General features: G+C 71.0%; 16 protein-coding genes. 6 read left to right on the top strand and 10 right to left on the bottom strand.

The features are described 5' to 3' along the window. The first annotated feature begins 94 nt into the window (after nucleotides 1-94). Nucleotides 95-565, top strand: a complete 471-nt coding sequence (gene bfr / locus ACW5DW_RS16195; protein WP_457020304.1) for a bacterioferritin — start codon at nucleotides 95-97, stop codon at nucleotides 563-565. A gap of 21 nt (nucleotides 566-586) precedes the next feature. Here the strand turns inward: bfr and ACW5DW_RS16190 are convergent, their stop codons facing one another. From ACW5DW_RS16190 to ACW5DW_RS16180, 3 genes are all read right to left on the bottom strand, one after another. Then, entirely contained in the window at nucleotides 587-3418 is a 2832-nt protein-coding gene (locus ACW5DW_RS16190) for an ATP-binding protein (protein ID WP_457020303.1), read from the bottom strand. A gap of 11 nt (nucleotides 3419-3429) precedes the next feature. Further along, the gene (locus ACW5DW_RS16185) at nucleotides 3430-5253 is read right to left on the bottom strand and encodes an EAL domain-containing protein (RefSeq protein WP_457020301.1); all 1824 of its coding nucleotides are present in this window, start codon (nucleotides 5251-5253) and stop codon (nucleotides 3430-3432) included. A gap of 241 nt (nucleotides 5254-5494) precedes the next feature. Beyond that, a complete protein-coding gene (locus ACW5DW_RS16180; RefSeq protein ID WP_457020300.1) occupies nucleotides 5495-6076 on the bottom strand; it encodes a DUF4126 domain-containing protein in 582 nt (193 codons plus the stop codon). Nucleotides 6077-6198: 122 nt separating this feature from the next. Here ACW5DW_RS16180 and ACW5DW_RS16175 point away from each other — a divergent pair, with 122 nt between their 5' ends. The 4 genes from ACW5DW_RS16175 to ampE all read left to right on the top strand — a co-directional run bounded on the left by ACW5DW_RS16175 (nucleotide 6199) and on the right by ampE (nucleotide 9222). Then, on the top strand, nucleotides 6199-6912 hold the full coding sequence (locus ACW5DW_RS16175; protein WP_457020299.1) for a DUF6776 family protein: 714 nt from the start codon (nucleotides 6199-6201) through the stop codon (nucleotides 6910-6912). A 56-nt stretch (nucleotides 6913-6968) separates the two neighbouring features. Continuing rightward, entirely contained in the window at nucleotides 6969-7331 is a 363-nt protein-coding gene (gene erpA, locus ACW5DW_RS16170) for an iron-sulfur cluster insertion protein ErpA (protein ID WP_457020298.1), read from the top strand. Between the two features lie 4 nt (nucleotides 7332-7335). Beyond that, a complete protein-coding gene (gene nudC, locus ACW5DW_RS16165) occupies nucleotides 7336-8220 on the top strand; it encodes an NAD(+) diphosphatase (protein WP_457020296.1) in 885 nt (294 codons plus the stop codon). An 84-nt stretch (nucleotides 8221-8304) separates the two neighbouring features. After that, nucleotides 8305-9222, top strand: a complete 918-nt coding sequence (ampE, locus tag ACW5DW_RS16160) for a regulatory signaling modulator protein AmpE (protein ID WP_457020294.1) — start codon at nucleotides 8305-8307, stop codon at nucleotides 9220-9222. A gap of 23 nt (nucleotides 9223-9245) precedes the next feature. Here the strand turns inward: ampE and ACW5DW_RS16155 are convergent, their stop codons facing one another. After that, nucleotides 9246-11189: an MFS transporter gene (locus ACW5DW_RS16155; RefSeq protein WP_457020292.1), complete on the bottom strand. Its 1944-nt coding sequence runs from the start codon at nucleotides 11187-11189 to the stop codon at nucleotides 9246-9248. Nucleotides 11190-11306: 117 nt separating this feature from the next. Between ACW5DW_RS16155 and ygiD the strand changes: the two genes are divergently transcribed. Then, the gene (ygiD, locus tag ACW5DW_RS16150; protein ID WP_457020290.1) at nucleotides 11307-12170 is read left to right on the top strand and encodes a 4,5-DOPA-extradiol-dioxygenase; all 864 of its coding nucleotides are present in this window, start codon (nucleotides 11307-11309) and stop codon (nucleotides 12168-12170) included. A gap of 16 nt (nucleotides 12171-12186) precedes the next feature. Here the strand turns inward: ygiD and ACW5DW_RS16145 are convergent, their stop codons facing one another. From ACW5DW_RS16145 to ACW5DW_RS16120, 6 genes are all read right to left on the bottom strand, one after another. Next, nucleotides 12187-13326 (bottom strand): pyridoxal phosphate-dependent aminotransferase, encoded by a 1140-nt coding sequence (locus ACW5DW_RS16145; RefSeq protein WP_457020289.1) that lies wholly within the window; start codon nucleotides 13324-13326, stop codon nucleotides 12187-12189. A 3-nt stretch (nucleotides 13327-13329) separates the two neighbouring features. Continuing rightward, nucleotides 13330-14619 carry a phosphoribosylamine--glycine ligase gene (purD, locus tag ACW5DW_RS16140; protein WP_457020288.1) on the bottom strand — a complete coding sequence of 430 codons (1290 nt, stop codon included), beginning with the start codon at nucleotides 14617-14619 and terminating at the stop codon, nucleotides 13330-13332. A 3-nt stretch (nucleotides 14620-14622) separates the two neighbouring features. After that, nucleotides 14623-15072: a hypothetical protein gene (locus ACW5DW_RS16135; protein WP_457020287.1), complete on the bottom strand. Its 450-nt coding sequence runs from the start codon at nucleotides 15070-15072 to the stop codon at nucleotides 14623-14625. Nucleotides 15073-15088: 16 nt separating this feature from the next. Next, nucleotides 15089-16675 carry a bifunctional phosphoribosylaminoimidazolecarboxamide formyltransferase/IMP cyclohydrolase gene (purH, locus tag ACW5DW_RS16130; protein WP_457020286.1) on the bottom strand — a complete coding sequence of 529 codons (1587 nt, stop codon included), beginning with the start codon at nucleotides 16673-16675 and terminating at the stop codon, nucleotides 15089-15091. Between the two features lie 65 nt (nucleotides 16676-16740). Further along, entirely contained in the window at nucleotides 16741-17013 is a 273-nt protein-coding gene (gene fis / locus ACW5DW_RS16125; RefSeq protein ID WP_457020285.1) for a DNA-binding transcriptional regulator Fis, read from the bottom strand. Between the two features lie 114 nt (nucleotides 17014-17127). Continuing rightward, a complete protein-coding gene (locus ACW5DW_RS16120; RefSeq protein ID WP_457020284.1) occupies nucleotides 17128-18075 on the bottom strand; it encodes a DUF3426 domain-containing protein in 948 nt (315 codons plus the stop codon). Nucleotides 18076-18086 lie beyond the last annotated feature (11 nt).

The raw sequence follows: 18086 nt of genomic DNA, 5'->3' as shown, positions 1-18086 counted from the left end.
GGCGACGCGGATACAAATGCACACCATTCCCGTTCCGGCATCGATTGCGGCCTGCGGGTAGAGTCTGTCTCTCCATGGCGCAGGGAGCCCACCGATGAAAGGCGACGCGCGGGTCATCCGCTATCTCAACCAGGCGCTCTACAACGAGCTGACCGCGATCAACCAGTACTTCCTGCACGCCAAGATGCTGAAGCACTGGGGCCTGGCCGAACTGGCCAAGCATGAGTACGAGGAATCGATCGACGAGATGAAGCACGCGGACGTGCTGTCCGAACGCATCCTGTTCCTCGAAGGCCTGCCCAACTTCCAGGCGCTGGGCAAGCTCAAGATCGGCGAAAACCCGATCGAAATCCTGCGCTGCGACCTGGCTCTGGAGCTGGAGGGCATCCCGCTGCTGCGTGAGGCGATCGCCTACTGCGAGACCGTCGGTGACTACGTCAGCCGCAAGCTGTTCACCGACATCCTCGAGAACGAGGAGGAGCACGTGGACTGGATCGAGACCCAGCTCGACCTGGTCGAGCGCATCGGTGAGCAGAACTACCTGCAGAGCCAGATCGAGGACTGAGCGGGGCGGGCGCCGCGGCGCTCAGACCTTCTGCGTCGCGCGCCGCGCCAGCAGTTGCTGGCGGGCGCGGGCGAACTCGTTGGCGATCAGCGCCACCGCCACCGCCGGGCGCTCGAGCGAGCGCTCGCGCGCGGCCAGCTCGACGCGCCTGGCCGCAGCCGACAGCGACATCGCGCCGAGATTGGCGCTGGACGACTTCAATGAATGCGCCGCCTCGCGCAGGGCGTCGTAATCGGGGCCGCCAGCGGCGTTCTCCAGCGCGCGCACCAGCCGCGGCGTGTCCTCCAGGAAGATGTCGACCAGGCGCTCGACCTCGTCGCCGAGCATGGCCTCCAGGTCCTCCAGGATCGCGGCGTCGAGCACCGGCGCGAGCACGCGCTGCGGAGCGGGTGCGGCCGGTGCCTGGGTTGGTGCGGCGGGTGCAGGGGCCGGGGCAGCTACAGGTGCAGGTGCAGGGGCGACAGGCGGTGAAGCCGCAGTGGCGGATGCGAAGGCAGCATCGGGTGCCGAGACTGCAGCAGGTGTCGAGGTTGCCACCGAGGCGGGGGCCGCCGCAGGCAATGAAGCCACAGCAGGCTCCGGGACTGCGGCATGCGCAGGAATCGCGGCTGGCGCAGTGATCGCAGGCCCGGCAGCGAAGTCCGGCGCAGTCACGGTGTACAACGCCGTCGCGGCAGCTTGCGGCACGCCGGATGCTGCGCCTGTGACATCGGCGACGTGCTCCGGGATGGCGTACTCCGGGTAGGGCTCCGGCTTGGAGGCAACAGTGGCCAGGTCGGAACCCTGCGCCGTGGCGCCGAACGCCGCATCGAAATCAAATGAACCGGTGCGGGCCGGCTCCACCAGCGGATCGCCCATCGGCAGGCCCAGCAGCTGCGGGTCCAGCGTCGTCGGCACCGGCTCGCCGTCCGCGTCGCCGTCGACCAGGCCGGCGAAGTCCGCCGGTGCCCCGGACTGCTCCGGATCCCACCAGCGGTGCAGGCAACGTTCGAGTTCGCTGCGGGTCACCGGCTTGGGCAGGTAGTCGTCCATGCCGGCGTCCAGGCACTTCTGGCGGTCGCCGGCCATGGCGTTGGCGGTCATCGCGATGATGGGCAGGTGCCGGCCCTCGTTGGCGGCTTCCTCGTTCTCGCGCCAGCGCCGGGTGGCGGTGTAGCCGTCCATCACCGGCATCTGGCAGTCCATCAGCACGATGTCGTAGCGCGAGGCCGACATCCGCAGCAGCGCGGCCTCGCCGTTGCTGGCGGTATCGCAGGTGATCCCGAGCACGCCAAGCAGGCGCTGGCCGACCATCAGGTTGACCGGGTTGTCCTCGACCAGCAGCACGCGCGGCTTGCGCGCCGCCAGCCGGCCGGGTTCGCGCGCTGCAGGCGCGATGGTGGCTGCCGCAGGCTCGGCAGCGGCCGGCGCCGCAGCGGAATCGGCCGTGGCGTCGAACAGCGCCGCGCGCAGGTTGGCATCGGGGGTCTGACGGCTGAGCAGGGTGACGCTGCGCTGCAGTTCGTCGGGCACCGGGTCATCGCCGTACAGGCAGACCAGGCGCAGCTCGCCGTACACGCTCTGGCGGCCGAGGTTGCGGTGCAGGGCCAGCGCGGTGTTGCGCATCCCCGACAGGTCGGCCAGCACGATCGAGTAGGCCCACGGCGGCCCTTGGTTGGCGGCGTTGCGCAGGCGATCCAGCGCTTCCTGGGTGGTTTCGACCGAGGTCACGCGCAGGCCCCAGTTGGGCAGCAGCATGCTCAGGCGCAGGCGCAGGCGCGGGTCGGCGCTGAGCAGCAGCAGCCGGCCGCCCTGGGGATTGGTGTCATCTGCTTGCATGTCGCCCTGCACCTTGAGCAGCGGGATCTCGAACCAGAACGTGGCGCCGAGACCCGGTTCGGACTCCACGCCGATGCGTCCGCCCATCAGGTCGACGATGCGCTTGGAAATCGCCAGCCCCAGGCCAGTGCCGCCATACAGGCGCGTGGTCGAGGCATCGGCCTGGCTGAAGGCTTGGAACAGCCGGCCCTGCGCGGCCTGGGAGATGCCCACGCCGGTGTCGCGGACCTCGAAGCGCAGTTGGTGCTGGGTCGCGGTTTCGCCGAGCCTGCGCACGGACAGGGTCACCGAGCCGCGGTCGGTGAACTTCACCGCGTTGCTGATCAGGTTGCCCAGCACCTGCCGCATCCGCACCGGGTCGCCGCGCACCGGCAGGCGCACGCCGGGGTCGAGCTGCATGTGCATGCGCAGGCCCTTGCTCTGCGCCGGGCGCTCCAGCAGCTGCAGCACGCCCTCGACCACCTCGCGCAGGTTGAACGCGGTGGTCTCGAGTTCGAGCTTGTTGGCCTCGAGTTTGGAGTAGTCGAGGATGTCGTCGACGATGCGCAGCATCTGCTGCGAGGACAGATAGGCGGTGCGCACCAGCTCGGCGTGGTCGGGCGCCATGCGCGCGTGCATCAGCAGGTCGAGCATCGGCACGATGCCGTTGAGCGGGGTGCGGATCTCGTGGCTCATGGTGGCCAGGAATTCGCCCTTGGCCATCACCGCCGATTCGGAAGCCTGCTTGGCCAGGCGCAGGTCCTGTTCGAGCTGCGCGTGGCGCTCCAGCTCGCGGTGCAGTTCGGCGAGCACCGCCTCGTCGCGCTCCCGGCGCTCGTTCGCTTCGCGCAGCTCGCGGTCGCGCGTGCGCAGGTTGTAGAACACCGCAATCGAGGCGAACACCGCCAGCAGCGCCAGCACCAGGGCGAAGCCCTGCCACGGCCCTTCCATGCCCAGCACGTGCAGCACCAGGCTCAGCGCCGCGCCGCCGGCCGCGCCAAGGGTGAACCATCGCAGCATGATGCTCGAGGGGCGGGCGTTGCTGATCAGCGCCATACCCTGTCTCCTCACAGCACGGAGCTGTTGAAATCGAACTGGAGGTCGTCGGCCGGGCGCTGCACCAGGTTGCCCTGGATGTAGTCCACGCCGGTCATCCACAGCGTGGCGGCCGACTGCGCGTCCTCGACCTGCTGGCCGATCACCTGCAGCCCCATGCGGTGGGCGAAATCGATCGCGCTGCGCATCTCGTCGCGCACGAGGGTGTCGTCGAGGTCGCGCGAATAGCGTGGGTCCAGGCGCACATAGCCCAGCGGCAGCTGCCCGAGCAGGGCATTGGCCTCGGGACCGTGGCGATACTGGCTCAGGCACAGCTGCACCCCGGCCGAAACCATCGCGCTGCAGAAATCCTGCAGCGACAGCGCATGCACCAGCGCGTCCTCCTGGCGCACGTCGATCACCAGCGACGCGCCATCCACGCCGGCTTCGGCCAGCGACTGCAGCAGCCACTGCGCGTGCCCGTCGTGCGAGAGCGTGGACGGCGACTGGGTCACGAACAGGCGCAGCGCGCGCTGCTCCTGGCGCTGGCGGCGCAGCGCGCCGATCGCGATCCCGGCCATGCGCCGGTCCACCTGCAGGGTGGCGCCGATGCGGTTGGCGGCCTGCAGCACGCGTCCGGCCGCATGCAGCTCGTCGCCGGCGCCGCGCAGGCGCAACAGGACCTGGTACTGGGCATCGTCGCCGCCGGCGACTGCGACGATCGGCTGGAACGCCGCCAGCAGGCTGTCGGAAGCCAGCGCCTCGCGCAGCGACTGCTCGACCGCGGCCAGGTCGCGATCCTCGGCCGACACCGGTCGCGCCCACGCGGCCACGCCGTGCGCGTGGCTGCGCGCGGCACGCAGGGCTTCCTCGGCTGCGGACAGGGCTGCACCCGCGTCCTCGAAGCCCAGCGCCAGGTCGGCGTAACCGACCACCGCGCGCAGGCGCAGGCGTTCGCCGCCCACCTGGAAGCCATGCTCGCCCAGGCCGTCGCGCAGCTGGCGCGCGAACGGCGGCAGCGCGGCGCCCTCGAGCCCGGTCGCGAACACCAGGAAGGTGTTGTCGTTCAGGCGCGAAGCCGCGTGGCCCTCGGCGATCTCGCCGAGCCGGCGCCCGGCGTCGGCCAGCAGCGCTTCCAGCGCGGCATAGCCGAAACGGTCGCGCAGCGCGGCAGTGCCGGCGATCTCGACGAACAGCGCCGCGCCCGAGCGTGCCTGCGGCACCGACGCGGTCAGCAGCTGCAGCATCTGCGGGCGGGTGTGCAGGCCGGTCACCGGATGGCGGGCGCCGCCACCGCCTGCCTGCACGATGCGCGCGCGCTGGATGCGGCTCTGCACCGCGGAGACCAGGTGGCGGGGACGCACCGGCTTGCGCAGGAAGTCGTCCGCGCCCACGTCCAGCACCTCGAAGCGGCGTTCGGGGTCCTCGTCGCCGGTCAGGAACACCACCGGGGTCATCGCGAAATCGGCGTGGCCGCGGATCAGCGCGGTCAGCTCGACGCCGTCCAGGCCGGGCATGTGCAGGTCCATCAGCACCAGGTCCGGGCGCAGCCGCTGCATCGCGTCCATCACCTCGCCGGTGACCGAGACCACGTGCGCCTGCATTCCGGCGCCGTTGAGCACGCTCTCGGCAAACAGCGCCTGGCTGGGATCGTCCTCGACCACCAGCACGCGCCAGGCCGCGGCTTCGCGACCGGGCTCGGCCGGGGCTTGCGCCGGCGCGGGCGCGGGCCGGACCTCTTCGGTGGCGGGCACGTCCACGCGCGGCAGCACCGCAGGCGCCGCGTCGGCGCACCAGCGGCGCCAGTAACCGGTGGGCGGGACTTCCGCGCGTTGGCGATTGTTGGCGTCAGACACCACGGGAACCTTGCCGGAAAGCACATGCAGGGGCAACCGCAGGCGCGGCCGCGGCGCAGGTGCGCGACGACAGCCAAAGCATTGACGGGCCTGCCTGCGCAGCCTCGTGGTGCATTCCGGATCCCCCTGTTGCCGGCATTATCGCGACTGCGTGGCCCGGCGACTATCGCATGCCGGCAACAGGCCTGCGCGAGGACGCCGCGCGGCCATCGCGGCCCGGCTGCAAACCGTGATGGCGCACTCAGCCGGGCGCAGGTCGAGGCGCCCGTCGGAACAGCTTGCGCCAGACCCACCACAGCACCAGCGCCACGCCCAGGCCAAGTCCCACCACGACCGCCAGCACCAGCCAGGGATACGACCAGGCCAGGGCCAGCGCGCCCACCACCACCACGTCCTCGGTGGCCGAGGCGGCCAGATTGCTGACCGGTTCGGGCGAGGTGTTGAGCAGGGCGCGCGAGCCGGCCTTGATCGTGTGGCTGGCCAGCGCAACGCCAGCGCCGGCCGCCATCATGCCGGCCCCCAGCTCGCCATCGGGCGACAGCGCGGCGGCGGCGAGGAAGGCGCCGGCCGGTACCCGGGCCAGGGTCTGCAGCAGGTCCCAAGCCGAATCCACGCCGGGAATCTTGTCGGCAAAGAACTCGGTCAGCGCCAGCGCGCCCGAGACGCCAAGCACCCAGGGGGAGGTCGTCGCCTCCAGCGCTGGCGGCAGGTCGAGCCAGCCCAGCACGCCGGCCAGGCCGACGCCGAACACGGTGAGATAGGCGCGGATCCCCGCCAGCCAGGCCAGCAGCACGCCGACGGCGAACAGGTGGGCTTCGGTCATGGCGGGCTCCTCGCGACAAAGCCGGCGGGCGGCTGAACGTGACAGCAGGCGCGCGGCCTGCGCAGGCGAGTATAGGGCGCGCGCCTTGACGCGGCCTCGGGCGGGTCGATATACCGGGTGCGATGACTGACACCCCTACTTCCCGGCCGGTCGACGGCGCGCCCAGCGCCGGGGTCGTGCCTGCCCATATCCGGGGCGCCTCCTATGCGGTGCTGGCCGTGTTCATCGTGGCGCTCGGGTTTGGTCTGTGGGGCCTGTGGCAGGTGGTCATTGGCGCGGCCCCGCGCGTCGGCGTCGACCAGGCGCAGGTCGAGGCGCTGGCACAGCAGGTCGCCACCCTGACCCGCTCCGACCAGATCAGCCGCGATGCCAACCGCGATCTGCAGGGCACGCTGGCCGAGCGCGACGAGGAAATCGCCGCCCTGCGCGCGGACGTCGCCTTCTACGAGCGCTTCGTCGGGTCCACCGCGCAGCGGCGCGGGCTGACCGTGCACCAGTTGGCCCTGACCCCGCGCGCGGGCCAGGCCTGGCACTACACCGCCACCCTGACCCAGAACCTCAACCGGGGCGCGGTCAGCAGCGGCCGGCTCAGCCTGGCGGTGGAGGGCACCCGCGACGGGCGGCTGGAACGGCTGGACTGGGCGGCGCTGCGCCAGGATCCCGAGGCGGCCGGCGTGGAGTACTCGTTCAAGTATTTCCAGCAGGTCGAGGGCGAGATCATCCTGCCGCCGGGCTTCGAGCCGCTGCGCATCCGCGTGCGCCTGACGCCGGCATCCGGCCCGCCGGTCGACCAGACCCTGCCCTGGGACGAAGTGGCGGGCGCGGCGCCCGGCTGAACGCTGCATCCGCGCCTCGGCTTGAAGTCGGCACCGCCGCGCCCCATCCTGACTGCATGGAACAAGCCGCCCCCGACTACCTTTCGCTGCCGCGCCCGCTCGATTTCACCCCGGCCGCGGCCGGCAAGGTGCGCGAGCTGATCGCCGAGGAGGGCAATCCGGCGCTGAAGCTGCGCGTCTACATCCAGGGCGGCGGCTGCTCCGGCTTCCAGTACGGCTTCGAGTTCGACGAACAGCAGGGGGAGGACGACCTGGCGGTCATCACCGAGGGGGTGACCCTGGTGGTCGACCCGCTCAGCCTGCAGTACCTGATGGGTGCGGCGGTCGACTACACCGAGAGCCTGCACGGCGCCCAGTTCACGATCCGCAACCCGAACGCGAAGTCGACCTGCGGCTGCGGGTCCTCTTTCACGGCCTGAAGCCATGGCCGAGGCGCCGTCGCCGTTCGCCTTCATCGACGGTGCCCTCGACCGCGCCGAATACCTGCGCAACGACGCCGACCGCCTGGCCGTGCTGTGGCCACAGGCGCGGCTGCTGCTGCTCGATGGCGAAGGCCGCGCGCTGGGGGACGCCGACGCCGGGCCGCTGCCGGTGACTGGCGCGCAGCGACCGGAGCTGCGCGAGGACGCGGTGCTGCTGGGCCTGGACGGCCAACAGGCCTGGTTTGCGGCGCGCGATGACAGCGGCGATGATCGCGCCCGCATCGACCTGCGCAGCGCGGCTGCGCACTGGCCCGCGCGCGAAGCCACCGCCTTCGCCCAGGCCCGGGCGGTACTGCACTGGCGCACGCGCCACCGCCATTGCGGGGCCTGCGGTGGCGCACTGCGCTACGGCCGCGCCGGCTGGCTCGGCCATTGCGCCGGCTGCGGGCTGGACCACTATCCGCGCACCGATCCGGCGGTGATCGTGGCGGTCAGCGATGGCCAGCGCCTGCTGCTGGGGCGTGAGGCCAACTGGCCGCCGCGGCGCTATTCGACCCTGGCCGGCTTCGTCGAGCCCGGCGAAACCCTGGAGCAGACCGTGGTGCGCGAGGTGTTCGAGGAATCGGCGGTGCGCGTGCGCAGCTGTCGCTACCTGGCCTCGCAGCCGTGGCCATTCCCCTCGTCGCTGATGCTCGGCTTCGTCGCCGAGGCCGAGCCCGATGAGCCCGTCCCCGCCGACGAGGAACTCGAGGACGCGCGCTGGTTCAGCCGGGACGAGATCGGCGCGGCGCTGCGCGGCGAAACCCATGCCGATGGCCTGCTGCTGTCGCCCAGGCTGTCGATCTCGCGCTGGCTGATCGAACAGTGGTACGAGCGCGGCGGCTGATCCGGCTGCCCGGCCTCGTTGCGCCGCATGCCCGGCCTGGGCCCCAGCGCACCGCGCGTGACCGCCAGCGCCTAGAATCGTCCCATGTTCGCCACCCTGCTTGCCGTCGTCATCGCGCTGGTGCTCGGTCATCTGGCGCAGGGCGCGGCGAGCGCGCTGCGCAACCACGCCTGGTTCCGCCGCTGGCTGCGCTGGCTGGACGCACGCCTGGCCGACGCCAGCCTGTGGCGCGGCGCGTTCGGGATCGTGCTGGCGCTGCTGCCGGTGCTGGCGCTGGTTGGCCTGCTGCAGCTGCTGCTGTCCGGCCACTGGCTGGGCCTGCCGTCGCTGCTGCTCGGCATCGCCGTGCTGTTCCACGCCTGGGGGCCAGGCAACCTCGACCATGACGTCGAGGCGGTGCTGGACGCATCCACCGGCGACGAGCGCCGCGCCGCAGCCGCCTGGCTGTGGCCGCCGCTGCGCCGCGACGAGACACGCGTGGATTCGCCAGCCTTGGTCGGCGCCGTGTTCGGCTGCGCGCTGCGACGCTGGTTCGCGGTGCTGCTGTGGTTCCTGCTGCTGGGGCCGGTGGGCGTGCTGGGCTACCGGCTGGTGGCGATCGCGGCGGAGGACGATGTCGCAGCCAGCCTGCCGGCCGCCATGGTGTCTGGCGCGCGCACGCTGCTGGCGGCGCTGGACTGGCCGGTGGCGCAGCTGATGACGCTGTCGCTGGCGCTGGTGGGCAACTTCGAGGACGTGGTGCTGGCCTGGAAGCAGGCCGGGGGCGCCTCGCTGCGGGCCGATGCGGGGTTCCTGGCCGCGGCGGGGCGCGCCAGCGTGCGCGGCGGCGTCGCCGACGAGGCCGAGGACTATGCCGAAGCCGGCGTCGCCAGCGGCAGTGCGCTGGTGCGCGAGCTTGGCCCGATGCCGGAGCTGCGCGAAGCGATGGGCCTGGCCTGGCGTGCGCTGGTGCTGTGGCTGGCGGTGCTGGCGCTGCTGGTCATCGCCGGCTGGGTGAGCTGAGCTGCGCGAGTCGCCGACGCGTGTCAGGCGTGGGGGCCGCGCAAGGTGCGCACCCTGGCTTCAAGCTGCTCTGCGGTGACGGAGGGATCATGCACCGGTGCCTGGGCAGCCACGCCGATGTGGGCGCGGAAGCGGCGCGGCACGCGCATGCGGCCCAGCCGTGAGTCGCGCTGGCTCCACATGCTCGACCACATGCCGCGCAGCGCCATCGGCACCACCGGTACGACCTGGCCGCGCGCGGCGGCGCGTTCGAGGATCTTCTCCACGCCCGACTTGAAGGCGGCGATCTCGCCATCCTTCGTCAGCGCGCCCTCCGGGAAGATGCCGACCATCTCGCCGTCCGCCAGCGCCGCGTCGATCGCGTCGAACGCCTGCTGCATCAACGCGGGGTTCTCGCGCGCACCGGCGATGGGGATGGCGCGGGCGGTGTGGAAGAGCCAGCGCATCACCGGGATGTTGAAGATCTTCCAGTACATGACAAAGCGCACCGGCCGCGGGATCGTGGCCGCCAGGATCAGCGCGTCCATGTAGCTGACGTGGTTGCACACCAGCAGCGCGGCGCCCTCGTCGGGCACGTGCTTCTCGATCCCGTGCAGCTCCAGCCGGTACAGCCCGCGCACCATCAGCCAGCTGACGAAGCGCATGAAGAATTCCGGCACGATGCTGAAGATCCAGATCGCCACCAGCACGTTGGCGATCGCCAGCGCCAGGAACAGCTGCGGGATGGTCCAGCCAAACAAGCGCTGCAGCGCGATCCCGATCATTGCAGCGGCGACGATGAACAGCGAGTTCTGGATGTTCATCCCGGCGATCACGCGCGCCAGCTGCGCGCGCGGCGTGCGGCTCTGGATCAGCGCGAACAGCGGCACCACGAAGAAGCCGGTGAACAGGCCGATGCCGGTCAGGTCGACGATCACGCGCCAGCTGCCCGGCGCGTCGATGAATTGCGTCACCGACATGCCGGTGGCGAGCGCGCCGGCAGGCCGCGCGAAATACAGGTCGAGCATGAACGCACTCACGCCAAACGCGCCCAGCGGCACCAGGCCGATCTCGACGGTTCGCCCCGACAGCCTCTCGCACAACAGCGAACCCACGCCCACGCCGATCGAAAACAGCGCCAGCGCGAAGATGTACAGCGACGCCGTGCCGCCCAGGTTCACCTCCGCATACACCGGCAGCTGCGCGGTGAGCACGGTGCCGATGAACCAGAACCAGGACACGCCCAGCACCGCGTTGCGCACCGCCGGCTGGCGCCGCGTCAGCTGCCAGATGTGCCAGGACTGGCGGACGATGTTGAAGTCCACACGCAGCCCGGGCTCGCCCGCGTCAACGCGCGGGATGCGCCGCGCAACCAGGTTGCCGGCGACGGCGAGCAGCACGATCACCAGCGCCGCCACGTGGGGCCCGGCCGCGCCGGCAAGCAGGAAGATTGAGCCACCGACGATCATGCCCAGCAGGATCGAGATCGAGGTGCCCATCTCGACAAGGCCATTGCCGCCGGTGAGTTCCTCGGGCTTGAGTACCGAAGGCAGGATCGAATACTTCACCGGCCCGAACAGGGTCGACTGCAGGCCGGTGCAGAACAGCGCGACCAGCAGCAGCGGCATGTTCTGCAGCATGAAACCGATCGCCGCCAGCGACATGATCGCGATCTCCATCGCGGTGGTGATCACGATCAGGCGCTGCTTCTCCAGCTTCTCGGCGATCTGCCCGGCGGTGGCGGAAAACAGGAAGTAGGGCACGATGAAGATCGCCGGCGCGAGCTGCGTATACAGCGCGCGTGCGTCGGACGACATCGTGCCGGCCACGACCATCGCGCCGAGCAGGCCGATGATCGCCTGCCGGTAGACGTTGTCGTTGAACGCACCCAGCGCCTGCACGGTGAAGTAGGGCAGGAAGCGGCGCTGGCGCAGCAGGTCGAACTGCGAATGGCGGTTGCGGGTCTCGTGCTCGGGATCGTGCGCCATGCGCCCTCCATCGGCTGGCGGCGAGTGTAGCGGGCGAACGCCGCCTGCGGCTGGCGCCACACCGCGTGGACACGCTGTTGCTAGAGTGCCGGGCACGCACCCCGCGCCGGAGCTTCCATGCCCCCGTCACTCACGCCGGCCGCCTTCCTCGGCCACGGCAGCCCGATGAACGCGCTCGAGCGCAACCGCTACACCGAGGCCTGGCGCACGTTTGGCGCCTCGGTGCCGCGGCCGCGCGCGATCCTGGCGGTGTCGGCGCACTGGTACGTGCCGGTGCTGGCGGTGACCGCGATGCCGCGGCCGCGCACGATCCACGACTTCTTCGGCTTTCCGCAGGCGCTGTTCGACGTGCAGTATCCCGCGCCGGGGCTGCCCGAGCTGGTCGAGGAAGTGGCCGAGGTGGCGCGGCCCGACCGGGTCGGCGCCGACATTGACAGCTGGGGTATCGACCACGGGACCTGGTCGGTGCTGGTGCACGCATTTCCCGAAGCCGACATCCCGGTCGTGCAGTTGTCGATCGACACGCGCAAGCCGCTCGACTGGCACCTGGAACTTGGCGCCAGGCTGGCGGCGCTGCGCGAGCGTGGCGTGCTCGTCATCGGCAGCGGCAACGTCGTGCACAACCTGCGCGCGATCGACTGGAAGCAGCCCGACGGCGCCTTCGCCTGGTCGCAGCGCTTCGACGAGCGTGCGCGCGAGCTGATGCTCGAACGCCCGCAGGACATTCCTTCGCTGGCCTCGCATCCGGACTTCCGCATGGCGGTGCCGACCCCGGACCACTTCCTGCCGCTGCTGTACGTCGCCGGCCTGGCCGCCAGCGCCGGCAAGCCGGCCGACACGCTGATCGATGGCTACGCCTACGGATCGCTGTCGATGACCTCCTACACGCTGGAAGCGCGCTGCCCGTCGTCGTCGGAGCAGGACATGGGCGGCGCCGCGCCGCTGCAGACCAGCCTGCCCCCGGAGGCGGCCAACGTCTGATGCGCCGTGCGGCGCTTCAGCCGATGGGCGGCTGCGCGGCGAACCACGGCCGCAGCCGCCGCAGCGCTTCCTCGATCTGCGCGGTGGCCGGCGCGAAGCTGAAGCGGATGAAGCGGTGGCCGTCCACCGGATCGAAGTCCACGCCGGGCGCCAGGGCCACGCCGGTCTCTTCCAGCATGCGGGTGCAGAAGGCCAGGCTGTCGTCGGTCAGGTGGCCCACGTCGGCCCAGATGTAGAACGCGCCATCCGGGGGCGCGATGCGCTCCAACCCCAGTGCCGGCAGGGCGTCCAGCAGCAGCGCGCGGTTGCGTGCGTACACCGTGCGGTGGCCCTCCAGCTCGTCGCGGCAGTCCATCGCCACCAGCGCGGCCTGCTGGCTGGGCGAAGGCGGGGTCAGGAACAGGTTGCCGGAGTAGGCACGCGCGGTGTCGACCAGCGACGGCGGCACCAGCAGCCAGCCCAGGCGCCAGTCCACCATGCTGTAGTACTTGGAAAAGCTGTTGAGCACCAGCGCGTCGGCGGCGTACTCGAGCACCGAATGCGCCGGCTGGGTGTAGTGCAGGCCATGGTAGATCTCGTCGGAGATCAGCTCGATGCCGCGCTCGCGGCAGACCCGGGCGATGGCCTGCAGTTCCTCGCCGGGAATGATCGTGCCGGTGGGGTTGGCTGGACTGGCCAGGATCACGCCGGCCGGGGCCGGATCCAGCGCGGCGATCGCCGCGGCGGTGAGCTGGTAGCCCGTCTCCGGTCCGCAGCCGATCGCCACGGGCTGCATGTGCGAGGCCACGGTGGTGTTGCGATAGGCGATGTAGCCCGGTCGCGCGAAGGCGATGCGGTCGCCCGGACTGAACCGTGACAGCAGGGCCAGCAGCAGTGCTGGCGACGCGCCGCAGGTCAGGATGATGCGCGCCGGCTCCACCTCCACGCCGTGGCGTTCGCGGTAGTAGCGGGCGATGCGCACGCGCAGGGGCTCGCTTTCCCAGTAGCCGGGCGGATCGCGATCCAGCGCCTCGCGCACCGCCGCCAGCGCGGCGGCCGGCGCCGGCGTGGACGGCTGGCCGAACTCCATGTGCACCACGGAGCGGCCGCCGGCCTCCAGCGCACGAGCCAGCTGGCTGATGGCGATCGCGCGGAACGGTTCGACGCGACCGGGCATGCGTCAGCCGGCCTGCTCGCGCGCGATCGCGCGCCAGCCGATGTCGCGACGGTGGAACGCGCTGGTCCAGCCGATGGCATCGACGCCGGCGTGCGCGCGCCGCTGCGCCTCGGCCACGCTGTCGCCCAGCGCGGTCACGCACAGCACCCGGCCGCCGGCGCTGAGCACGCGACCCTGCACATCGAGCGCGGTGCCGGCATGGAACACCTTGGCATCGGCCGGAACCGCGTCCAGTCCGCGGATAGGCTCGCCGGTGACCGGCGTGTCGGGGTAGGGCCGTGCCGCCATCACCACGCCAAGCGCGGGGCGCGGATCCCACTGCGCCTGCACCTGGTCCAGGCGGCCGTCGATCGCGGCTTCCAGCAGGTCGACCAGGTCGGACTGCAGGCGCAGCATTACCGGCTGTGTTTCCGGATCGCCGAAACGCACGTTGAACTCGATCACCTTCGGCGCGCCTGCGGCATCGATCATCAGTCCGGCATAGAGGAATCCGGTGAACGGCACGCCATCGGCGATCATGCCCTGCACGGTGGGATCCACCACCTCGCGCATGACGCGCGCATGCACCTCGGCCGTGACCACCGGCGCCGGCGAATACGCGCCCATGCCGCCGGTATTGGGCCCGGTGTCGCCATCGCCGACGCGCTTGTGGTCCTGGCTGGTCGCCATCGGCAGCGCGCTGCGGCCATCGACGATCGAGATGAAGCTGGCTTCCTCGCCGTCGAGGAATTCCTCGATCACCACGCGCGCGCCGGCATCGCCGAACGCATTGCCCGAGAGCATGTCGCGCACTGCGGCCTCGGCCTCGTCGAGCGTCATCGCCACGATCACGCCCTTGCCGGCGGCCAGGCCGTCGGCCTTGATGACGATGGGCGCGCCCTTGTCGCGCACGTAGGCCAGCGCGGGCTCGACTTCGGTGTGGACTGCATAGAACGCGGTGGGGATGCCGTGGCGCGCGAGGAAATCCTTGGCGAAGGCCTTGCTGCCTTCCAGCTGCGCGGCCGCGGAGGTGGGGCCGAAGATGCGCAGGCCGGCAGCGCGGAAGCGGTCGACCACCCCGGCGACCAGTGGCACCTCCGGGCCAACCACGGTCAAGGCGACGCCCTCGTCCCGCGCAAGCGCCAGCAGGCCATCGAGATCGCCGACCTTCACCTCGATGTTGCGGCAGCGCGGCTCGGTGGCCGTGCCGGCATTGCCCGGCGCGACGAGTACTTCGTCCACGCGCGGCGACTGCGCCAGCTTCCACGCCAGCGCGTGCTCGCGGCCGCCCGCGCCGATGACCAGGATTTTCAAGCGTCAGTCCTCATGCGGAGGTGCGCAGTCGCGCGCAGGGAAGGTGGTTTCGAAGAACAGCTTGCCGTGGCGATCGACGAAGCGGCGCACCAGCACCGCATCGCCACCTGCCAGGCGCGCGAGCGCGGGGTGGCTGCACAAGGTGTGCATCTCGTCCTGCTCGGTCTGGCGCAGCAGCTCGAACTGCGGATGATCGCGGGTCCTGTCGGCGTCGCCCTCGGGGCTGCGCACCAGCAGCACCAGGCGCTCGCCTTCGATCGTGGCCGATTCTGTCACCAGGTCCTCGAAGTACGGCTCCGGCAGGCCGGTGGCCAGCGCATCGCGCGCGGCCTGCAATTCGCCGCTGTCGCTGTCGCTGTCGCTGTCGCTGTCGCTGTCGCTGCCGCAGGCGGCCAGCGCCAGCAGCAGGATCGCCGCCGGCAGGTGCGCGGACACGCGGCGCAGGCTGTGCATTCGCCCCGTCGCCAGTTCAGTGGCGGAAATGACGAACGCCGGTGAACACCATGGCGATGCCGTGCTCGTCGGCCGCGGCGATCACCTCGGCATCGCGCATCGAACCGCCCGGCTGGATCACCGCCTGGATGCCCGCGGCCGCCGCGGCGTCGATGCCGTCGCGGAACGGGAAGAAGGCATCCGATGCCATCACCGAACCCTCGACCACCAGACCCGCGTCGGTCGCCTTGATCCCGGCGATGCGCGCCGAGTAGACGCGGCTCATCTGCCCGGCGCCGACGCCGATCGTGCGGTGGTCCTGCGCATAGACGATGGCGTTGGACTTGACGAACTTCGCCACCTTCCAGGCAAACAGCAGGTCGGCGAACTGCGACTCGCTGGGCGCGCGCCGGGTCACCACCTTCAGCTCGTCGCGGGTGACCACGCGATCGTCGACGGTCTGCATCAGCAGGCCGGAGCCCACGCGCTTGGTGTCGATGAAGCCGGTCGATGCCGGCGCCAGGGCAATGCGCAGCACGCGCACATTGGCCTTCTTCTTCGCGTAGGCGAGGGCGTCGTCGTCGTAGTCCGGTGCGATCAGCACCTCGACGAACTGGCGATCGAGGATGGCTTTCGCGGTCGCCGCGTCGAGCGTGCGGTTGAAGGCGATGATGCCGCCGAACGCCGATGTCGGGTCGGTGGCATGGGCCTGCTCATAGGCATCGCCGCAGGCCGTGCCCACGGCGACGCCGCAGGGATTGGCGTGCTTGACGATCACGCAGGCCGGCGCGTCGAACTGGCGCACGCATTCCCAGGCCGCATCGCTGTCGGCGATGTTGTTGTAGCTCAGCTCCTTGCCCTGCAGCTGGCTGAAGGTCGCCAGTGAACCGGGCGCGGGATGCAGGTCGCGGTAGAACGCGGCCTGCTGGTGCGGATTCTCGCCATAGCGCAGATCCATGAGCTTGACGAAGCTGCCGTTGGCCTGGGCGGCGAATGGCGCGCGCGCCGGCACGCCAGGCGACGCGTCGGTGACCGCTGACAGGTAGTTGCTGATTGCTGCGTCGTACTGCGCGACGCGGTTGAACGCGGCGACGGACAGCGCGAAGCGGGTGTTCGTCGACAGTGCGCCGTCGTTGCGCGCCAGTTCGTCCAGCAGGCCGGCGTACTGCTCCGGCGCGGTCGCCACCGCAACGCGCGCGAAGTTCTTCGCGGCCGAGCGCAGCATGGCCGGACCGCCGATGTCGATGTTCTCCACCGCGTCGGCCAGCGTGCAGTCGGCGCGCGCGGTCACCGTCTCGAACGGATACAGGTTGAGCACCAGCAGGTCGATCGGCGCGATGCCGTGCTGCGCCATCACCGCATCATCGGTGCCGGCGCGGCCGAGCAGGCCGCCGTGCACCATCGGATGCAGGGTCTTGACCCGGCCGTCCATCATCTCGGGAAAGCCCGTGGCCTCGCTCACGTCCTGCACCGGCAGGCCGGCGTCGCGGATCGCCTTCGCGGTGCCGCCGGTGGACAGCAGTTCGACGCCGCGCGCGGACAGGGCGGTGGCGAGTTCGATCAGTCCGGTCTTGTCGGACACGGACAGCAGCGCCCGGCGCAGGGGCAGGAGGTCGTGGGTCATCGGGTATGCAACGCGGAGACGCGGAAAGAGGCGGAATTATAGCCACCCGCGCAGCGCGGCGTGGCTCAGGCGATACCGTACTCGCGCAGTTTCTTGCGCAACGTTGCGCGATGGATGCCGAGCATCGTCGCGGCGCGGCTCTGGTTGCCCTCGCAGTGTTCGAGCACTTCCAGGAACAGCGGGATCTCCAGCTCGCGCAACGCGATCTGGTAGAGGTTGTCGGCATCGCTGCCGTTGAGGTCGCCCAGGTAGCGCCGCACCGAATTGGCGACGTGTTCGCGCAACGGTGCACGCGGCGCGCTGCGGATGGCGGGGTCGGTCTGTTCTGCGGTGTTCAATGGGGCGCTCGGTGCGGCCGGGCGATGCGGCGCACGGGGTGGCGGTCATCGCGGGGCGATCGAGTCTAGCGCCTCGTGGTCGCACCCGACAATGCGAATGTCTGCGCCGATGGTCTAGCGCAGGTCCCAGGCGTAGGACACCGTCTCGACCGACGGCTCGCGGATGTCCAGCGCGATGTCCACCGTCTGTCCGGGTTCGACCAACGGCGTCGCAGGCGCGCCGCCAAGGTACTGGTCGGGCGTGAACGCACGCGCGGCCACGGCGCGGCCGTCGACGTCCGAGAGCGTCAGCAGCAGCTGCGGCCACGGCTGCGGCCAGCGCGCATCGTTGCGGAACGATGCGCGTGCGCGCAGCGCGTCGCTGCGCTGCGGATGCGGCGCCACTTCGCGCGCGAGCAGGACGAAGGCCTGCGGTTCGCGCCACGGCTGCACGCTGCAGCCGAGCACGCCACAGATGCCGCTCACCAACGGACGCCAGCGGGCGTCGGCGGCGAGGCGTTCGCGGTCGGCAAGCACGATCTGCAGGCCAAGCAGCGCCAGCAGGACCGCGATCACCACCAGCTGCCGCCACGCGCTCGGGCTGCGCTGCGGGGGCGGCGTGGGGATGCCGCCGAGGAACCCGGGCGGCGAAGGCGTGTTGACGGCTGCCGCCCCTTCACGTGCCTGCGGGGGCGGGGCGTCGGTTGGGGGGGCTTCGCTAGGGGCAGGCGATGCATCCGCCGCAGCGGCGTCCACGGTCACGGCGTCGGACGCCGGCGCGGAGGGTGCATCGGGCTGCGCCGGGACCGCGATCGCGGGGTCGCGTGGTCCGGGGTCATCCGGGGGTGCCGGCTCCAGGGCAGGCGTCATGCCGCTGCCGGCTGGCGCCGCTGCTGCGGGTGCGGTTTCGCGCTTACCGGCGTCCGGCGACGGATCGGCACCGGCATCCGCGGCGACTTGCGCATCGGCAACCGGCGCGGGCCGGCGCAGCACGCCCGCGCAGCGCGGGCAGCGCTCGGGCGGCAGGCCGGTCGCCGGATCGGTCGCGACCAGCGTGTTGCAGTGCCGGCAGTTGATGAACATGGGGGCTATTC

The organism is Luteimonas sp. A482 (assembly GCF_054072655.1).
The sequence above is the reverse complement of the archived record's forward strand: the minus strand, read 5'-3'. Positions and strand labels throughout refer to the sequence as shown.